We start from the raw sequence: 17,887 nt of genomic DNA on the forward strand, positions 1-17,887 counted from the left end.
ATAAGTGAGCGGGCGTTTGGGTTTGGGGGCAGATAAGTGAGCGAGCGTTTGGGTTTGGGGGCAGATAGGTGAGCGGGCGTTGGAACCGCGGCAGCTACGCGGGGGCCAGCGCCTGGTTGAGAACCGTCCGGATGCGCTTTTCCGAGACCGAGTAGGCCGTGCCGAGCTCGACGGCGAAGAGGCTGACGCGCAGTTCCTCGATCATCCAGCGCACCCGTGTTAACTCGGCTCCTGCCCGTCGGCCGGGCAAAAGCGCGGAGACGGCGTCGTCGTAGTCGTCCTCCAGTGCCTGCACGACCGACATGTTCAGCCCGTCGCGCTGGACATTGTTCGGGAGCTTTTCGAGGCGCTTTTCGATTCCGGCCAGATAGCGCGGCAACTGGCTCAATTGGGCGTAGCCCGTCCGTGCCACAAAACCGGGGAAGACGAGCTGCTCCAGTTGGCTCTTCATGTCATTGAGCGCACTGATCAGGGCAAGGCTCGTGCTGCCCTTGAGTTGCTTCTCGATCCGCCGGGTGCTCCCCAAAATGCGTTCGACGACGGCGGTCACCGTGAAGACGGTGTCGATCAGTTCCGCGCGGACCAGCTCGTACAGGGCATCGAATGCCGTCTTGTCCCAGGGAAGTTCGGCGGGAGTCAGCTTGTCGATGGCTGCCAGGACGCAGTCCGCGATCAAGGCGCTCACCGAACCATGGGGATTCTGGCTGAACGTCAACTTCTCGGTGTTGTTCAAATGTTCCAGCACGTAGCGGTCCGGCGCGGGAACCCGCAGGGCGAGCAGCCGGATAACACCGCCGCGCATTGCTGACTCCTGCTCCGCCCGGGTCTGGAACACGCGCAACGCAACGGTTTTGCCCTCATCCACGAGAGCTGGATAACCGGTGACATCGTGTCCTTTAACCGTCCGCGTCACGTGGCGCTCGATAGCCCCGAAAGTCCATGCGGTCAGCCCGGTTTGCTCTGAGAGGAAACCGGCTCCCTGAGGGGTCGAGCCGCCGCCGTTTCCGCCGGAGGCTCCGGCACCTCCGGCACGTGGGCCGTCCTTCGGACCTTGGGCCCGTGCGGTCGTCGCGGGTGTTGCGCCCAGGGATTCGGCGATGGCCCGGCGGGTGGCGGGGGCCAGCTGCTCCTGGAGGGCGGCGAGGTCCTTGCCTTCGTCGAGCACCTTGCCGCGGCTGTCCACTACCTTGAAGCTGACGCGTAGATGGGCCGGAACTGCGTCCCAATTCCAGGATCCCGGAGGAATGATGTGTCCGCGGATACGGCGCAGCACCAGCTCGAGCGAGGCCTCGAGATCGTCCGAGGCGGGGTCGAAGTCGGTTTCCAAGGCAGCAGCAGCCTGCCGGGCCACATCAGGGGCCGGCACGAAGTTCTTGCGGAGATGTTTGGGCAGCGACTTGATCAAGGCCGTGACGAGCTCCACCCGCTGGCCTGGTATCTGCCAACGGAAGGGTGCGTCGTCGAGCTGGTTCAGGAACAGCACGGGTACCTCGGCCGTGACGCCGTCCGAGGGATTGGGCGGCGAGCCGGGCGCCACGGGATGGAACTCGTAGCTCAGGGGCAGCTCAAAGCCCTTGTGAAGCCAGGTCCTCGGGTAGGCGGAATCATCCAGGGCTTCGGCGTCCTCGCTGATGAGCAGAGACTGGTCGAAGTCGAGCAAGGTGGGATCCTGCTGGCGGGCTTCCTTCCACCATTTGTCGAAGTGGCGTTCGGAGACCACGTCCTTGCCGACCCTGGCATCGTAGAACTCGAACAGCGCGTGGTCGTCCACGAGGATGTCGCGGCGGCGCATCCGTGTCTCGAGTTCCTCGATCTCGTGGAGCAAGGCGCGGTTGCGGTGGAAGAACTTGTGGTGGGTTTTCCAGTCGCCCTCTACGAGCGCATGCCGGATGAAGAGTTCGCGGGAGAGTTCGGGATCGATCCTGCCGTAGTTGATGCGGCGGTTCGGGATGATGGGAACTCCGTAGAGCATCACCTTTTCATGGGCCATGACCGAGCCCGTCCGGGTGGACCAGTGGGGCTCGCTGTAGGAGCGCTTCACGAGGTCCGGTGCAACCTGCTCTGCCCACACAGGATCGAACTTCGCGGCCACGCGGGCCCAGAGCCGGCTCGTTTCAACCAGTTCCGCCGCCATGACGAAGGCCGGCGACTTCTTGAACAACGCCGAGCCCGGGAAGATGGCGAAACGGGTGCCTCGTGCTCCGGCGTATTCGCGCTTGCGTTCATCCAGCATGCCGATGTGGCTCAGCAGTCCCGAGAGCAGGCTGATGTGGATTCCCTCGTTGTTGCCAACAGGGTCGGCCTCGCGCTTGTTGTCTATCGTGATGCCCAGCGGCTTGGCGAGCTGGCGCAATTGCTGGAAGAGGTCCTGCCATTCGCGGACGCGCAGGTAGTTGATGAACTCGTTCCTGCACAGCCGGCGGAATTGCGTGGAGGAAAGCTCCTGCTGTTTTTCCTGGATGTAGTTCCACAAGTTCAGGAATCCGGTGAAGTCCGAGTTCTCGTCCCGGAAGCGTGCGTGCTTCTCCGCCGCAAGCTGCTGCTTGTCCGTCGGGCGCTCGCGCGGATCCTGGATCGTCAAGGCCGCCGCGAGGATCATGACTTCCTTGACGCAGCCGCGCTTGCCAGCCTCGACAATCATCCTGCCGAGCCGGGGGTCCACTGGGAGTTGCGCCAACTTCTGCCCGACGGCGGTCAGGCCGCCGCGGTTGTCCGCGCCGCCCCCGCGCGTGTTTCGGCCGTCGGCCGCTGGGGGAGTGCTGCCGTCGCCCGTGCGGGCAGCGCTCAAGGCGCCGAGTTCGCGCAGCAGCGTGACGCCGTCGTTGATGGCACGGGAGTCCGGCGGCTCAACGAAGGGGAAGTTCTCGACGTCCTTGGGGCCGCGGGCAACGCCCATGGCAGTCATCTGCAGGATGACCGCGGCAAGGTTGGTCCTCAGGATTTCGGGATCAGTGAACGGGGGGCGGGACTCGAAGTCCTCCTCGGAATAGAGCCGTATGGCGATACCCTCTGACACGCGCCCGCAACGGCCGGAACGCTGGCTTGCCGATGCCTGCGAGACGCGTTCAATCGGCAGCCGTTGCACTTTGGTGCGGTGCGAGTATCGCGAGATGCGGGCCGTGCCGGTGTCGATGACGTACTTGATGCCGGGCACCGTCAGGGACGTTTCGGCCACGTTGGTGGCGAGGATGATCCGCCGCTTGCCGCCCGGGTTGAAGACCCTGTGCTGCTCCTGCAGGCTCAAACGGGCAAACAATGGCAGGACCTCCGTGCCCGCCAGCCTGCGGTTGGCTTGGATCCGGCCGTTCAGGGCTTCCGCGGCGTCACGGATCTCGCGCTCGCCGGAGAAGAACACCAGGATGTCTCCCGGAGCCTCCAGCGCGAGTTCGTCGACGGCGTCGCACACCGCGTCGAGGGGGTCGCGGTCTTCCTCGAGCTCGTCGTCGGACGCGTCCTCATCCTCGCCGGATGCACCGGAAGCACCGCCGGCCGGCTGGGAAAGCGGCCGGTAGCGGATTTCCACCGGGTAGGTCCGGCCCGATACTTCGATGATCGGAGCAGGTTCTTCCTCGCTGCCGAAATGCTTCGCGAAACGCTCGGGGTCGATGGTGGCCGAAGTGATGATGACTTTCAGGTCCGGCCTTTGCGGAAGGATCCGCTTGAGGTAGCCCAGGATGAAGTCGATGTTGAGGCTGCGCTCGTGTGCCTCGTCGATGATGATGGCGCTGTACTTCCGCAGCAGCTTGTCCCGCTGGATCTCGGCCAGCAGGATGCCATCGGTCATCAGCTTGATCTTGGTAGCCTTGCTGACCTCTCCGGTGAAACGGACCTGGAAGCCCACTTCCTGCCCGATCTCCACGCCCATCTCGAAGGCGATGCGTTCCGCGACGGTGCCCGCGGCAAGGCGACGCGGCTGGGTGTGGCCGATCAGGCCCTTGTCTCCGAGGCCGAGTTCCAGGCACATCTTGGGGATCTGCGTGGTCTTGCCGGAACCTGTTTCGCCGGCGATGATGGTCACCTGGTTTGCGGCGATCGCCGCCATCAAGTCCTCGCGGCGCTCGGAGACGGGCAGCTCTGCGGGGTAGGAAATATGAAATGTCATGGCTGCTGACAGTCTACTGTGGCGGCGCGCCGCCTTGCAGTGCACGGTTCCCTGCGGCTTTTTCCAATCGCCCGGCCAGGGTGCGGGCGTACTCCTTGAATTCCTCGGGAGAAATGATCTCAAAGTCCATGTCCAGCGCTGCGAGGTGTGCCGCCGGTTGCGCCAGGCTGTCCCAACCGGCGCGGAGCAGGGTGGCCTTCCCGCCGTCGTCGCTCAGGCTCGCGAGCTGCGGGCCGACGACGGCGGCCACCTCGCCGATCGGGGCATGGAGGCGCACGACGACGTCGTAACGGTAAGGTGACCGGGTCACGGAGCGCTGGACGTAGTCCGCGAGGTCCTCGGCAGGCAGGGGGCGCGGCACGTACTTCTTCCGTTCCGCCGGAAGCGTGGCGATACGGTCGGCGCGGAACGTGCGCCAGTCTTCCCGGTCCACATCCCACGCGACGAGGTACCAGCGCCGCCCGGTGTCCACCAGCCGGTATGGCTCCACGAGTCGCCGTCCGGCGTCGCCGTCAGCCTTGACATAGTCGAAACTGAGTTGCCGCTTGTCCGCGATCGCGGCGGAGACCACCGTGAGCTGCTGGGGGTCTACCGACGCCGCGTTGCTGGGCAGTGTGGTGACCGCGGCCTTGAGCATCGCGAACTTCGGGCGGAGACGTGAGGGAAGCACCTGTTCGAGCTTGGCAAGGGCGCGAACCGATGCTTCGCCGATACCGGCCACGGGACCCGCCGCCACCGAGTTCAGCCCCAGGGCGACGGCGAGAGCTTCATTGTCGTCCAGCAGCAGCGGCGGGAGCTGCGCCCCGGCGCCCAGTTGGTAACCGCCGGCTATCCCTGGCGAGGCGTGGATGGGGTAGCCCAGGTTCCGGAGCTTGTCGATATCGCGGCGGACGGTGCGCTCCGTGACACCCATCCGTGTGGCCAATGCCGGGCCGGTCCATTCACGCCGGACCTGCAGCAAGGACAACAATTGCAGCAGCCTCGCGGACGTCTGGATCATGCCATTGAATCTAGCCCAGGATGCGGACAAAAGTCGTCCGTGTTGAGGGACAGGCTGTGGTTAGTACGCGCGCAGTGTCCAGCATGAGTTGTCAGGCAGGTCCCGCGCGGTCCAAGGCTCGGAACGGTCGGGGAGTCGGCCACGGCCGTCCCGAAGGACCGCTGAGATGGAAGCGGCGGCAGTGATGATGAAGACGATGAAGAGCAAGACTCCGATGAATTCCATGACTCCATCGTGATCCTGGTGCACCCCGAGAAACAGTGGCAGAAACGACCCATTTAGGCAATTTTCTGCCACACTGGATCTATGTTGAAAACGGTGGCCATCATTGTTGTTCCCAACTTCTCGATCTTCGAATTCGGGACTGCCTGCGAGGTCTTCGGCATTGACCGCGCGGACCGGGGGAGTGGCGTTCCCGCCTTTGACTTCAGGGTCTGCACTCCCGTCCCTGGAGACGTGAAGATGAAGTCCGGACTGTCGATGCACGTTGGCCTGGGCCTTGAAGCCACGGCCGATGCCGACCTTGTCATCATGGCCCCGTACGGACGGGATGAGGACGTCCCGGAATCTGTATTGGATGCGCTGCGGGCGGCGCACGCGCGCGGGGCTTGGGTCATGTCGATATGTTCCGGGGCGTACGCGCTTGCCCGTGCAGGGCTTCTGGACGGGCGCCGCTGCACCACGCACTGGCACTATTCACAGGACCTCGCCCTCAGGTATCCGCAGATTCACGTCGACGAAAATGTGCTCTACGTCCAGGACGGAAGGATCATCTCAAGTGCCGGGACCGCCGCCGGTATTGACGCCTGCCTGCATCTTGTTCGCGTCGAGCTTGGCGCAAACGTTGCTGCTGCCATTGCCCGCGACATGGTGGTTCCGCCGCACCGCGACGGCGGCCAGGCCCAGTTCATCGACCGGCCCATGCCCACGTGTGGCTCCGCGCCCATGGAAGCATTGCTGCGCTGGATGGTGGAAAACCTCGAGCACGACCACAGCGTCAACGAGCTGGCTTCCCGGCTGCACATGTCCGCCCGGACCTTCGCACGCCGGTTCCGGGCCGAAACCGGGGCCACACCGGCGGCGTGGCTCAATTCGCAACGAGTGCTCCGGGCGCAGGAGCTTCTGGAAACCACCGAGCTGAACATTGACGAAATTGCGCGCGAAGCCGGATTCGGACATTCCGTGCTGCTGCGTCACCACTTCGCCAAGGTCCTGGCCACGAGTCCGCAGTCGTACCGGAGGGCTTTCCGCGGCCAGTTGGCGGAGGTTGGCTAGCGGCGGAGGGTCTCGTGGCCTTCTACCTTGGCGTTCTCCACGAGGGTGTGCCACGGCCCTGTGACCTCGGTCTCGGGAAGCGTGGCCCGGTGTTGTCCGGCGCGGATTGAATACATGAACCTGTCGGCTTGCCCGGCTGCTTTCCCGGTTGTCCGCGCAAGCGCTTGTTCGCTGGCGCGACCCCGGGATGGCACCTGGTCCCAAGGACAGGCCTCCACGATTGGCATCCAGCGCTGCTTATCTTCCGAGGTGGCGGCATCCACGGTCCAGACGCGGGTGATCGCGGCGACGCCACCGCTGCGCTGGACAGTGATTTTCATGTTCTGCGGCTTCCACTGCTCTGGAGGGTGTTGCTAGAGCTTTACCTTCACAGTTTCCCATGCCTTACGGACTGCGTCATGCTCGCGTGAACCGGCGCCGAAGAGTTCTTCGGCCGACGCGACCGTGGCTTTCGCAAAGCGCCCGAACGTGCAGGTGGCGGGCAGTGAGCCGCTGGTCAGCGTGCTGTACCAGATCTGTCCCGGAGCTTCCCAGGCATTGCCACCCAGCTCCAGGGCAAGAAGGGAGAACGCCCGGTTGGGGATGCCCGAATTGATGTGGACACCGCCGTTGTCCGCGGTGGTGCGGACATATTTGTCCATGGAGTCCGGTTGCGGATCCTTGCCGAGAACGTCGTCGTCATACGCAGTACCGGGTGCTTTCATGGATCGGAGGGCCGCGCCTTGGACGGCATCCGTAAACAAGCCCTCGCCGATCAACCAGCTGGCCTCGGCAGCAGTCTGCTTTTTGGCATACTGCTCCACGAGTGCCCCGAAAACATCCGACATGGATTCGTTGAGCGCTCCGGCCTGGTTCCGGTAGGCGAGTGCTGCCGTGTATTGGGTGACGCCGTGGGCGAGCTCGTGTCCGATCACGCTGAGCGACTTGGTGAACCTCTGGAAGATCTCGCCGTCGCCGTCACCGAAGACCATTTGGCCGCCGTTCCAGAAGGCATTGTCGTACAGCTCGCCGTAATGGACGGTGGCATCGAGTTTCAGGCCGGCGCCGTCGATCGAATTCCGGCTGAACGCCTCCGCATAAAGGGCGTGGGTTCCGCCGAGTCCGTCGTAGGCTTCATCGGCGGCGGCGTCGCCCGTCGCCGGGCCTTTCTCCTTGCGGACGGCCTTGCCCGGCAAGGCTTCGGTGGAGCCGGCGTCGTAGATGGTGCGCTTGGGCGGCCCGGGCTTCGCCTGGCGCGCAGTGGGCACCGGGGCCGGCACCGGAAGCGAGCGGACCGCTTGGAGGTTCTTGATGTGGAGCAGGGATTCCTTGGCCGCCCGCGCAATAACGCGCAGGCGGGGCTCATGTTGGGCCGCCAGCCTTCGCAGCATGTACGGCGGAACGATGGAACAGATCACGGCGAACCCTTTCGTACCTCGTGGACGGGTACGAACAGCTTAGGAGCGGCCACCGACTTTTTAGCCGGCCCGCTGCGGCATGTCCCGGATGGCGACGACGGGTGGGCCCCGTGAGGGCACGCCGACTGGTCTGTAACCCAAAACCGGCAACGCGGCCGGGCAAAGAAAAAACCCCGCCGGTTCCTTGAACTGGCGGGGTTTTCTGTTGTGCCCTCGATAGGATTCGAACCTACGGCCTTCTGCTCCGGAGGCAGACGCTCTATCCCCTGAGCTACGAGGGCATCCGGGGCTCCCGTCCGTTGCCGGAGGGACGTCCATGAGCTTAGCAGGTCACCGCGCCGCAATGGAAAACGGGTGCGGGCGAGCCGTCAGTAGCCCGCGAAAGCGTCCACATGGATTCGTCGGGCTCCGGCGTGGCGGGCGGCCGAGCGAAGGGCGTCCACGTTTGCCGGGGACCCGGAGACGTACACGTCCCGTTCGGCCACATCGGGGATGAGCGCCCGCAGGGAGTCGCCATCGATGCGGCTCCGCCCGGCGTCGTGCATGAACGACGGCGGGAGGGAACCGTCCGAGAGGCGGGCGATGACCCGTGCCCCCGAGGCCTCGAGGACATCGCACCCGGCGAGTTCGGCGGCGCTGGGGGCGAGATACAGCACGATGATGTCCCTTCGTGCTGAGTCGCCGGCAGCCAGCTGGGAAAGGAAAGGTGCAATCCCGATTCCCGCCGCGATGAGCAGCACGGGTTTGCCGGCGTGGGGCGGGAGGACGAAGTCGCCGCCTACGGCGGTTCCATGGACGCACTGTCCAGGCTCAAGCGCGAGCAACGCGCGCTTGGCTGCCGAGACGGGTTCCGCCGTGCCGACGCCGAATGTCATCTCGGGCGAGTCAGGCGCGCTGGTGATGCTGAAGACCCGTCGCCGCCCTTTGCCGTCCGAGCGCGAGTGCGGAAGGTTGAGTTCCATGAACTGCCCCGGAAGGAAGCGGACTGGCCGTCGTGGCTCAAAACGGAACTCGGTGGTGAAGGGGGTCAAGGGACGCGAGCCCTTGAACGTCAGCACGATTCCGCCCCGCTGCCCCACAAGGAACGCGAGGAGGTTTCCAATGAGCAGAGCGAGTTCCGGCGAGTTGGCGACGCCCGCCACGTTGTAAGGCACCGCGAACAACAAGGCCACGACGGCGGCCAGCGCCACCTGCTGCCAACGGCGGGGAGGCAAGGTAAGTGGTTCGGTGAGCATGAAGCCGACGAAAAACAGAAGCGGCTGCTGCGCGATCGGTTGCCACACGGCGGGTCCGAAGGTCATGCCGCCCCGCAGGAGCAAGGCGCACACCACCGACACCGCCACCACCAGGAAAGTGCAGGCCATGAGCACCTTCAGCGTCCGGTACAGCACCAGCAGCACGCCGGGCACCAGGAGCCACAGCATGGCCGGGGTCGCTGCCCACCACGTGGCGATGTTCAAGCCGGTGAGCCCGGCGATGAAGGCGCCCGCGGCGGCGGGATTGAAGATGTGCCGCCCGCGGAAGGCCAATACATACTTCGATGCCGAGGCCAGGACGCACGCCACGGCGACTCCGGCGAGATCGAGGACCTGGACCGAGGGAACCAGCTCAGTGGGCCAGAACAGGAAGTACAACAAAAGGCCCGTGATCAGCGAGGACTCCGAATGCGGCCGTACCTTGAAGAGCATGGCCACGAGCCGGTTGGACGCATACGTCAGGCCCAGGCACAGCACAAGGTGGACCAGCATTTCAGGCAGCCCGAAGGTGAGCCAGCCCAGCGCGTTCAGCACCAGGCTGTACACCGCGAGCACGCCAAGGACCCAAAGAATCAGCCGGTACATCGTGAAATGGCCGAGCCAGGCATCCACGCGCGCTTTGATGGCAATCATGTGAACAGAGTCCCTTCGAAGCCGGCCGAATAGGCGGCATGTCCGTCCGAATACACCTTGAGCCAGGAGAATTCGAATTCTGTCTCCAGCACCGGCGGATCAACCATGAAAAGTGCTGTGGCCAGGGCATCGGCTTCCATTGCCGTCGCAGCCATGGTCCACGTGGCCACGACCGTCTCGATGGGGCGCCCGGTGGCGCCGTCGAGGACATGGTGCAGGCCGTCGCCCCACGTCCGGCGGTTGGCGGCGGAAGCGCACAACGCGCCGTCGCGCAGTTCGACGACGCCGATCGCCTGGGTGGGGTCGTAGGGGTGTTCGAGGGCCACGCGCAATGGTTCCGCCCCGGAATGGAGCATGTCGCCGCTCGCATCGACCAGGAACTCCGCGGTTCCCGCTCCGCGCAGGACCGAGGCCAGAAGGTCCACCAATTGGCCCTTTCCCGCAGCGCCGATGTCCAGGACCACGGGAGCGGAAGCGGAGATCGACGTGCCGCTCCATACGAGGACGTCTTCCCAGCGCGGTGCCGGCACCGGATGGCCGAGGGGCCGCAAAGCGTAGTCTGCGCCATAGCCCAGGCGCTCGAGGCTCCTGCCAATGAGCGGAGTCATGGCACCGTTGCTGAGGTGGTATAGCTTTTTGAAAAGCTGTTCCAGTTCGCCGGCCCCGGCCGGAAGGGTGACGGTGCCGGGTTCACGGGCGAGCACTGCAATCAGGGAGTCGTCCCGGAAACGCGAGTAGCTTCGGTCGTAGTCCTCCACGACGCCGAGCAAGCCGGCGCGCACCCCCTCCGGGAGGTACTCCGGCGTCGAGATTTCCCACGTGGTCCCGATGCCGTCGAAGCTGAAAACGCTCCAGCCCGTGAGCGTCATGCCGCTATTTGGCCTCGGACTTGATGGTTTCCACGGCCTTGTTGAATCCTTCGCTCGTCAGGGAGGAGCCCGCTACTTTCGAGACGTTGATCTCGTCCAGTTTCTTGCCGACAACCTGCGCGGCGATGCCGTTCTTGAACTGTCCCTGGAACTCCTGGGTGTTCGGGTTGTTGGCATGGACGGTGATGTCCACAGCGGAAATAGTGTTGCCGGCCAAGGTCAGTTGGACGCCCACGGTTTCGCCGCCGTTGGGTGAAATGTAGTCACCGTCCGCACTGTAGGTTCCGTCCTTGTACGGGCCGGAAATCGAGGAGGTCTTCTGCGGGGTGCTGCCTTGGGCCGAAGGGGCGCAAGCTGCCACCGAACTGGCCAGGGTGAGGCCGGCGGCGCCTACCAGGAGGCCCTTGCGGAGTGGCGTAGTCATGTTTCTGCTCGTTTCAACTGGACTCGAAAAGGGTCAATGCATAGTGCTCCGGGCCGTGGGCCGATCACACGCTTGACGTTGATTTCAGCCTATCGGTTCAGTCTGGGAGCTCTACCGAGCGAAGCTGGGCGTCGGCTGGGTGCGCGCTGGTGCCCGCATGTGCGCATTGCTAAGCATAAGAATTCCACCAGTTGCAAGCCCCACCGGTAGGCTAGACGGGTGACTCCCGAAGAACTCTCAGCCGCCATATCCGCCTGCCTGAAAGACGCTGTCGCCGCTGGCGAGCTTGCGCTTTCCGAATCTGCCCTCCCCGAGGACGTGCGCGTGGAGCGACCCAAGAACCGGGAGCACGGCGACTGGGCCACCAACATCGCCTTGCAGCTTGCCAAGCAAGCCGGGACCAACCCGCGGGAATTCGCCACGATCCTGGGCAAGCGGCTCGAAGCGATCGACGGCGTCACCGCCGTGGACATCGCTGGCCCCGGCTTCCTTAACATCACCGTGGACGCGGCCGCCGCCGGCGCGCTGGCCAAGGTCATCGTCGAGGCGGGAAGCTCCTACGGAACCAACCAGGCGCTCGCAGGCCATGTGGTCAACATGGAATTCGTCTCGGCCAACCCCACGGGGCCGCTGCACATCGGCCACACGCGATGGGCCGCGCTGGGCGATTCCATCGCCCGCGTCCTCCGCGCCTCCGGTGCGGACGTCACCGCGGAGTACTACATCAACGACGCCGGCTCGCAGATGAACGTTTTTGCGAACTCGGTGCTCTCCCGCCTGCACGGACGGGGCGTTCCGGAGGGCGGCTACCCGGGCGAGTACATCCGGGAACTCGGCGACGAGGTCCTCAAGGCCCACCCGGCAATCCGCGAGCTGACCGACGAGGCAGCGCTGCCGGTCATCCGCGCCGCCGCCTACGAGGCCCAGATGAAGGACATCAAGGACACCCTGGCCGGATTCGGCGTGGCTTTCGACGTCTTCTTCTCCGAGCAGGAACTGCACGACGGCGGCGCGATCGAATCCGCCGTCGCCCGCCTCCGGGAACAGGGCCACGTGTTCGACGACGGCGGGGCAGTCTGGCTGCGCACCACGGACTTCGGCGATGACAAGGACCGCGTGATGATCCGTGCCAACGGGGAACCCACGTATTTCGCCGCCGACGCCGCGTATTACCTGTCGAAGAAGGACCGCGGCTTCACGGAGAAGATCTACCTGCTCGGGGCCGACCATCACGGCTACATCAACCGGCTCAAGGCCATCGCCGCCTGTGCGGGCGACGATCCCGAGGTCAACATCGAGGTCCTGATCGGACAGCTGGTGTCGGTCAACGGCGCCAAGCTGTCCAAGCGCGCCGGCAACATCATCGAGCTCAAGGACCTTATCGAGTGGCTCGGGAAGGACGCTGTGCGTTACTCGCTGGCGCGCTTCCCCGCGGATTCGCCGCTGACACTGGACCCGGAGCTGCTGAAGAAGAACAGCAACGAAAATCCTGTGTTCTACGTGCAGTACGCGCACGCCCGTTCCCGGGGAACGGCACGCAACGCGATCGACGCCGGCGTGGACCACAGCGCGTTCGACGCGTCCCTGCTGGACCACGCGACCGAAAACGAGCTGCTGTCCTACCTCGGCAGCTACCCGTCCATCGTGGCCAAGGCCGCGGAGCTCCGCGAGCCGCACCGTGTGGCCCGCCACCTCGAGGTCATCGCCGGTGCCTACCACCGCTGGTACGACGCCTGCCGCGTTTCGCCGCTGGGCGATGAAGCCGTCCAGGACGTCAACCGCACGCGGCTGTGGCTCAACGACGCCACGAGCCAGGTGCTGGCGAACGGACTTGAACTCCTCGGCGTTTCAGCTCCGGAACGGATGTGATCAGCGTGCAGAATAACGCCCCCGCCTCACCCCTTGCGCCCGAATGGCTCGCCGTGCCGGAAGACCTGAACGCGCTGCACGCGCCGATGTGGGCCGAAGGTGTCCGGAGGAACGACGACGGCGAACTCGCCATTGATGGCGTTCCCGTCAGCGAGCTCAAGGCTCAGTTCGGCACCCCGCTGTTCGTCATGAGCGAAGGCGATTTCCGGGCCCGTGCCCGCTCCTTCAAGCATGCCTTCGACGAAGCTTTCGAGGACATCTGCGGGGGAGTGGATGTCTATTACGCCGGAAAGTCCTTCTTGTGCACTGCCGTGGCCGCCTGGGTGGCGGAAGAAGGCCTGCGCCTGGACACGTGCTCCGGGGGAGAACTCGCCGTCGCGGCGCGCGCCGGCATCGACGGTGCCCATCTGGGGCTGCACGGCAACAACAAGTCCGACGCCGAAATCAACCGCGCACTGGACATGAAGCTCGGCCGCATCGTGGTGGACAGCCTCGATGAGCTTGAGCGGGTTGCCAAGATAGCCTCCGGCCGCGGCGAGACGGCGAAGGTCATGCTGCGGCTGACTCCCGGCGTCCACGCCCACACCCACGAATTCATCGCCACGGCCCACGAGGACCAGAAATTCGGTCTCTCCATGGCCGGGGATACTACCGAGTCGGCCGGCCTTTCGGCCGCCGAAGAAGCCGTCGCGGCGGCCACCTTGTACTCCAACGTGGAACTCCTGGGCCTGCACTGCCACATCGGTTCCCAGATCTTCGAGCCCGACGGCTTCGCCCTGGCAGCCGAGAAGCTGCTGAGATTCCTCGCAGCGATGCAGGCGAAGTACTCCATCGTCCTGCCGGAACTGGACCTGGGCGGCGGCTACGGCATCGCCTACACCCCGGTGGACACCCCCCGCCCGCCTGCCGAGATCGCGCAGGCGATGGCCGCCGTCGTACGCTCCACGTGCGCTGGGCTGGGGATCACCCCGCCGCGCATTTCGATCGAACCGGGCCGCGCGATCGTGGGAACCAGCACGTTCACCTTGTACGAGGTGGGAACGCTGAAAACAGTTCGCGTGGACGCGCCCGCGGGTGCCGGGGCCAAAGAAAACGTTACGTTCCCGCGCCGCTATGTGTCGGTGGACGGCGGCATGAGCGACAACGCCCGTCCGGTGCTGTACGACGCGGATTATTCGGCCATTCTCGCCTCGCGGGCCTCGGGTGCCGCCCCGGAGTTGTCCCGAGTAGTGGGCAAACATTGCGAGAGCGGCGACATAGTTGTTAGAGATGTATATCTGCCCGAAGACGTGGCAGCCGGTGATCTGCTCGCTGTACCGGGAACCGGCGCTTACTGCTGGGCCCTCTCAAGCAACTACAACTATCTGGCCAGGCCTGGCGTTGTCGCTGTGCGCAATGGATCCGCCCGGCTGATCGTCCGCGGGGAAACCGAAGAAGATCTCTTGAACCGCGACATGGGAGTGGCGAATGTCTGAAGTGCGAACCCTGAAGGTGGCCCTGCTGGGCTGTGGCAATGTCGGGGCCCAGGTAGCGCGGATTCTCCTTGACGACGCCGACGCCCTTGCGGCCCGCACCGGCGCGCGCCTGCAGTTGTCCGGCATCGCCGTGCGAAACATCGATTCAGAGCGCGACGTCGAACTGCCGCGCGAACTGTTCACTACCGACGCCGATACCCTGGCCAAGGACGCCGACCTGGTGATCGAGCTCATGGGCGGCATCGAGCCGGCCCGTTCGCTCATCCTGACCGCAATGCAGAATGGCGCCTGCGTCGTGACCGGCAACAAGGCGCTCCTGGCACAGGATGGCCCGACGCTCTACGAAGAAGCCGACAAGGCCGGCGTCCAGCTCTCGTATGAGGCCGCCGTCGCCGGAGCCATTCCGATCCTGCGCCCCATCCGCGACAGCCTCTCGGGCGACCGCATCACCCGGGTCCTGGGCATCGTCAACGGCACCACCAACTTCATCCTCGACCAGATGGACAGCACCGGTGCGCAGTTCGCCGACGCGCTGGCCGAGGCCCAACGCCTCGGATACGCCGAAGCCGACCCGACTGCCGACGTCGAAGGCCATGACGCCGCGGCCAAGGCCGCCATCCTTGCGTCGTTGTCCTTCCACACGCGCTTCGCGCTCGAAGACGTCTACTGCGAAGGCATCACCAAGGTCAGCGCGGCCGACATTGCCGCCGCGAAGGAAGCGGGATTCGTCATCAAGCTTCTCGCCATCGCCGAGAAGATCACCAGCGCAAACGGCGACGATGGCATTTCGGTCCGCGTCCACCCCACCCTCCTGCCCCGCGAACACCCGCTCGCAGCAGTCCGTGGTGCGTTCAACGCAGTCTTCATCGAAGCCGAGAATGCCGGCGAGCTGATGTTCTACGGCCAGGGCGCCGGCGGAACCCCCACGGCGTCCGCCGTCCTGGGCGACCTCGTTTCGGCAGCCCGCCGGCTGGTGCTTGGCGGTCCCGGCCGCACCGAGACCACCACCGGCTACGTGCCCGCGCTGCCGATCGACGCCTCCACGACGAGCTACTACATCGGCCTCGATGTCGCCGACCAGGCCGGAGTGCTGGCCCGGATCACCCACATCTTCGCGGAGAACGGCGTGTCGATTGAGATCATGCGCCAGACAATCCACCGCGACGCCGGCTCTAAGGTTGAGTCGGCCGAGCTGAAGATCGTCACCCACCGCGCATCCGAAGCCGCACTCGCGGCAACCGTCGAGGCCGTCAAGGGCCTGGACGTCATCAATTCTGTGACATCCGTCCTGCGGGTAGAAGGGGTCTAAGTGGCTCACCAATGGCGCGGAGTAATCCGCGAATACGCTGATCGTTTGCCTGTAACGGAAGCCACGAAGGTCATTACCCTCGGCGAGGGCGGAACCCCGCTGGTCCACGCGCAGAAGCTCTCCGAACTCACCGGTTCCACGGTCTACCTGAAGGTGGAGGGCATGAACCCCACCGGATCCTTCAAGGACCGCGGCATGACGATGGCCATGACGGCGGCTGTCGAAGCCGGCGCCAAGGCCGTTGTCTGCGCCTCCACGGGCAACACCTCGGCCTCCGCCGCGGCCTACGCGACGGCCGCCGGGCTGAAGTGTGCCGTGCTCGTCCCCGAAGGCAAGATCTCCATGGGCAAGCTCAGCCAGGCCATCGCGCACGGTGCCACGCTCCTGCAGGTGGACGGGAACTTCGACAATTGCCTGGACATCGCCCGGAAGCTCGGCGAGTCCTACCCGGTGTTCCTCGTGAACTCCGTCAATCCGGCGCGTATCCAGGGCCAGAAGACCGGTGCCTTCGAAATCGTCGACGCCCTCGGAGACGCTCCGGACATCCACGTCCTGCCGGTCGGCAACGCGGGCAACATCAGCGCGTATTGGAAGGGCTACAAGGAGTACTCCGCGCCCTTCGAGTCCGCAACGGCCGGCACCCTTCCCGCCGTCTCCACCAAGACTCCGGCCATGTGGGGATTCCAGGCGGCAGGCGCGGCACCGTTCGTGGCAGGCCACCCCATCACCGAACCGGACACGATCGCCACGGCCATCCGCATCGGCAATCCGGCATCCTGGGACACGGCCATCGCGGCACGCGATGAATCCGGCGGCTTCATCGACGCCGTGACCGACGAGGAAATCCTCGATGCCCACCGCTGGCTCTCCGCCAAGGAAGGCGTCTTCGTGGAACCCGGTTCCGCCGCAGGCGTCGCCGGCCTCATCAAGAAGCACGCGGCCGGCGAGGTTCCCACCGGAAAGACGATCGTCATCACGGTCACCGGTCACGGACTCAAAGACCCGCAGTGGGCCCTCCGCACCGAAGACGGAAGCGACGTCCAGCCGGTCAAGGTACCGAACGACGTCGTGACCGTGGCATCCGAACTGGGACTGGAAGAAAACTAAGAGTGGACACCACGCAGCCCACCGCGACGGGTCTCAAGCTTGTCGCGGCAGGCCAGCAGCTGACCGTCAGGGTCCCGGGCACCAGCGCCAACCTGGGCCCGGGCTATGACAGCCTCGGCCTGGCATTGTCGATCTACGACACCCTGACCGTCGAGACACTCTCTACCGGAGAGCTCGAGTTCGAGCTCTCCGGCGAGGGATCCGAGTCCCTCCCTCGCGATGGCAGCCACCTCGTAGTGCGTGCGCTCACCATGGCCCTGGAACGCCTCGGTTTCAGGCACGGCGGCCTCAAGATCACCGCTGACAACGTCAATCCGCACGGCCGTGGACTTGGCTCCTCGGCCTCGGCCGTGGTTGCGGCCGTTACCGCTGCCAACGCCTTGGTCCCCGAATCCGCCCAGCGCGACCGCGAATGGATCCTGCAGCTCACGAGCGAGATGGAAGGGCACCCGGACAACGTCGCACCCGCGATTTTCGGCGGACTGGCCTTGTCGTGGCAGGACAGCGAGCAGTACAGCAGCACCCGTGCGGAGGTGGTCCCGTCGGTCATCCCGATCGTGGCCGTCCCCGACTACGAACTGTCCACCGAAACCGCCCGCGGGCTGCTGCCCGCTTCCATCGGCCACCACGCGGCAGCGATGAACGCAGGGCGTGCCGCCCTCCTGGTCCACGCCTTGACGTCCGATCCCCGTTTCCTGCTTCCCGGGACCGAGGACTACCTGCACCAGAGCTACCGCGCAGAGGCAATGCGGCCAAGTGCGGCGCTGATCAAGGCCTTGCGGTCCGCAGGACACGCGGCTGTCGTTTCGGGAGCGGGTCCCACCGTTCTGGCGCTGGCCAACGGCGCGGACGAAGCCGGGGCGGTTGCCGAATTGATTAAAACGTTCACCGCGGACAACACACCGGACGTTGCGTGGCGCGTGATGACACTGGCAGTGGACGTTGAAGGTGCTAGAGTGGACTTGCACCGGCGGTAGAACCGCGGGCAGTTCCCTGACATTGGATCCCGGCTAGATGCCGTTCCCGTCTCCTACTGTGTCGAAGTCTGCCGGTGTCGTCTCCTTATCGGCCTGTCGCAGGTGCCACAGAACCCTTTCTGTTACCCGGACCGTCAGCCCGCGCCCCGCCCGCCGGAGCATCGAAGACGTATTAGTATCCGGCCCTGCTGAAA

Annotated in this window: 14 protein-coding genes and 1 tRNA gene; 6 read left to right on the plus strand and 9 right to left on the minus strand. The window is 65.2% G+C overall.

The features are described from left to right. Positions 1–94: 94 nt before the first annotated feature. From hrpA to BMF89_RS22035, 3 genes are read right to left on the minus strand one after another with little or no spacing between them, the layout of a single operon-like run. Positions 95–4,102, minus strand: coding sequence for an ATP-dependent RNA helicase HrpA (hrpA, locus tag BMF89_RS18155; RefSeq protein ID WP_078108456.1), 4,008 nt, complete (start codon positions 4,100–4,102; stop codon positions 95–97). A gap of 13 nt (positions 4,103–4,115) precedes the next feature. Beyond that, positions 4,116–5,102 carry a YafY family protein gene (locus BMF89_RS18160; protein ID WP_078108457.1) on the minus strand — a complete coding sequence of 329 codons (987 nt, stop codon included), beginning with the start codon at positions 5,100–5,102 and terminating at the stop codon, positions 4,116–4,118. Between the two features lie 60 nt (positions 5,103–5,162). Next, positions 5,163–5,327 (minus strand): hypothetical protein, encoded by a 165-nt coding sequence (locus tag BMF89_RS22035; protein WP_171983547.1) that lies wholly within the window; start codon positions 5,325–5,327, stop codon positions 5,163–5,165. 81 nt (positions 5,328–5,408) lie between these two features. On the opposite strand from BMF89_RS22035, the gene BMF89_RS18165 reads away from it, so the two are divergent. Continuing rightward, positions 5,409–6,377, plus strand: a complete 969-nt coding sequence (locus BMF89_RS18165) for a helix-turn-helix domain-containing protein (protein WP_078108458.1) — start codon at positions 5,409–5,411, stop codon at positions 6,375–6,377. On the opposite strand, the gene BMF89_RS18170 is transcribed toward BMF89_RS18165, so the two are convergent. The 6 genes from BMF89_RS18170 to BMF89_RS18195 form a co-directional block, all read right to left on the minus strand. Beyond that, positions 6,374–6,697, minus strand: a complete 324-nt coding sequence (locus BMF89_RS18170) for a protealysin inhibitor emfourin (protein ID WP_078108459.1) — start codon at positions 6,695–6,697, stop codon at positions 6,374–6,376. The genes BMF89_RS18165 and BMF89_RS18170 overlap by 4 nt on opposite strands. Positions 6,698–6,730: 33 nt before the next feature. Further along, positions 6,731–7,747 carry a M4 family metallopeptidase gene (locus tag BMF89_RS18175; RefSeq protein WP_078108547.1) on the minus strand — a complete coding sequence of 339 codons (1,017 nt, stop codon included), beginning with the start codon at positions 7,745–7,747 and terminating at the stop codon, positions 6,731–6,733. A 235-nt stretch (positions 7,748–7,982) separates the two neighbouring features. Next, positions 7,983–8,055, minus strand: a tRNA-Arg gene (locus tag BMF89_RS18180). Positions 8,056–8,142: 87 nt separating this feature from the next. Beyond that, on the minus strand, positions 8,143–9,663 hold the full coding sequence (locus BMF89_RS18185; RefSeq protein ID WP_078108460.1) for an oxidoreductase: 1,521 nt from the start codon (positions 9,661–9,663) through the stop codon (positions 8,143–8,145). Beyond that, positions 9,660–10,532: an FAD:protein FMN transferase gene (locus tag BMF89_RS18190; RefSeq protein WP_078108461.1), complete on the minus strand. Its 873-nt coding sequence runs from the start codon at positions 10,530–10,532 to the stop codon at positions 9,660–9,662. The genes BMF89_RS18185 and BMF89_RS18190 overlap by 4 nt, the downstream gene beginning before the upstream one ends. Positions 10,533–10,536: 4 nt before the next feature. Then, positions 10,537–10,956: a hypothetical protein gene (locus BMF89_RS18195; protein ID WP_078108462.1), complete on the minus strand. Its 420-nt coding sequence runs from the start codon at positions 10,954–10,956 to the stop codon at positions 10,537–10,539. Between the two features lie 219 nt (positions 10,957–11,175). On the opposite strand from BMF89_RS18195, the gene argS reads away from it, so the two are divergent. The 5 genes from argS to thrB are packed head-to-tail and all read left to right on the plus strand — an operon-like array spanning position 11,176 to position 17,693. Then, the gene (argS, locus tag BMF89_RS18200; RefSeq protein ID WP_078108463.1) at positions 11,176–12,825 is read left to right on the plus strand and encodes an arginine--tRNA ligase; all 1,650 of its coding nucleotides are present in this window, start codon (positions 11,176–11,178) and stop codon (positions 12,823–12,825) included. Between the two features lie 5 nt (positions 12,826–12,830). Continuing rightward, complete coding sequence (lysA, locus tag BMF89_RS18205; protein WP_078108548.1) at positions 12,831–14,300, plus strand: diaminopimelate decarboxylase; 1,470 nt, start codon at positions 12,831–12,833, stop codon at positions 14,298–14,300. Beyond that, complete coding sequence (locus BMF89_RS18210) at positions 14,293–15,609, plus strand: homoserine dehydrogenase (RefSeq protein WP_078108464.1); 1,317 nt, start codon at positions 14,293–14,295, stop codon at positions 15,607–15,609. The genes lysA and BMF89_RS18210 overlap by 8 nt, the downstream gene beginning before the upstream one ends. Next, positions 15,610–16,716, plus strand: a complete 1,107-nt coding sequence (gene thrC, locus BMF89_RS18215) for a threonine synthase (RefSeq protein ID WP_078108465.1) — start codon at positions 15,610–15,612, stop codon at positions 16,714–16,716. Positions 16,717–16,718: 2 nt separating this feature from the next. Further along, positions 16,719–17,693, plus strand: a complete 975-nt coding sequence (gene thrB, locus BMF89_RS18220) for a homoserine kinase (protein WP_078108466.1) — start codon at positions 16,719–16,721, stop codon at positions 17,691–17,693. Positions 17,694–17,887: the final 194 nt, after the last annotated feature.

The sequence above is a fragment of the Arthrobacter sp. SRS-W-1-2016 genome, from assembly GCF_002009585.1.
Lineage (GTDB): Bacteria > Actinomycetota > Actinomycetes > Actinomycetales > Micrococcaceae > Arthrobacter > Arthrobacter bambusae_A.

Excerpts from the sequence above, each read along its gene's own strand:
- hrpA (WP_078108456.1), bottom strand. The coding sequence starts at position 4,102 with ATGACATTTCATATTTCCTACCCCGCAGAGCTGCCCGTCTCCGAGCGC.
- BMF89_RS18160 (WP_078108457.1), bottom strand. The coding sequence starts at position 5,102 with ATGATCCAGACGTCCGCGAGGCTGCTGCAATTGTTGTCCTTGCTGCAG.
- BMF89_RS22035 (WP_171983547.1), bottom strand. The coding sequence starts at position 5,327 with ATGGAATTCATCGGAGTCTTGCTCTTCATCGTCTTCATCATCACTGCC.
- BMF89_RS18165 (WP_078108458.1), top strand. The coding sequence starts at position 5,409 with ATGTTGAAAACGGTGGCCATCATTGTTGTTCCCAACTTCTCGATCTTC.
- BMF89_RS18170 (WP_078108459.1), bottom strand. The coding sequence starts at position 6,697 with ATGAAAATCACTGTCCAGCGCAGCGGTGGCGTCGCCGCGATCACCCGC.
- BMF89_RS18175 (WP_078108547.1), bottom strand. The coding sequence starts at position 7,747 with ATGCTGCGAAGGCTGGCGGCCCAACATGAGCCCCGCCTGCGCGTTATT.
- BMF89_RS18185 (WP_078108460.1), bottom strand. The coding sequence starts at position 9,663 with ATGATTGCCATCAAAGCGCGCGTGGATGCCTGGCTCGGCCATTTCACG.
- BMF89_RS18190 (WP_078108461.1), bottom strand. The coding sequence starts at position 10,532 with ATGACGCTCACGGGCTGGAGCGTTTTCAGCTTCGACGGCATCGGGACC.
- BMF89_RS18195 (WP_078108462.1), bottom strand. The coding sequence starts at position 10,956 with ATGACTACGCCACTCCGCAAGGGCCTCCTGGTAGGCGCCGCCGGCCTC.
- BMF89_RS18210 (WP_078108464.1), top strand. The coding sequence starts at position 14,293 with ATGTCTGAAGTGCGAACCCTGAAGGTGGCCCTGCTGGGCTGTGGCAAT.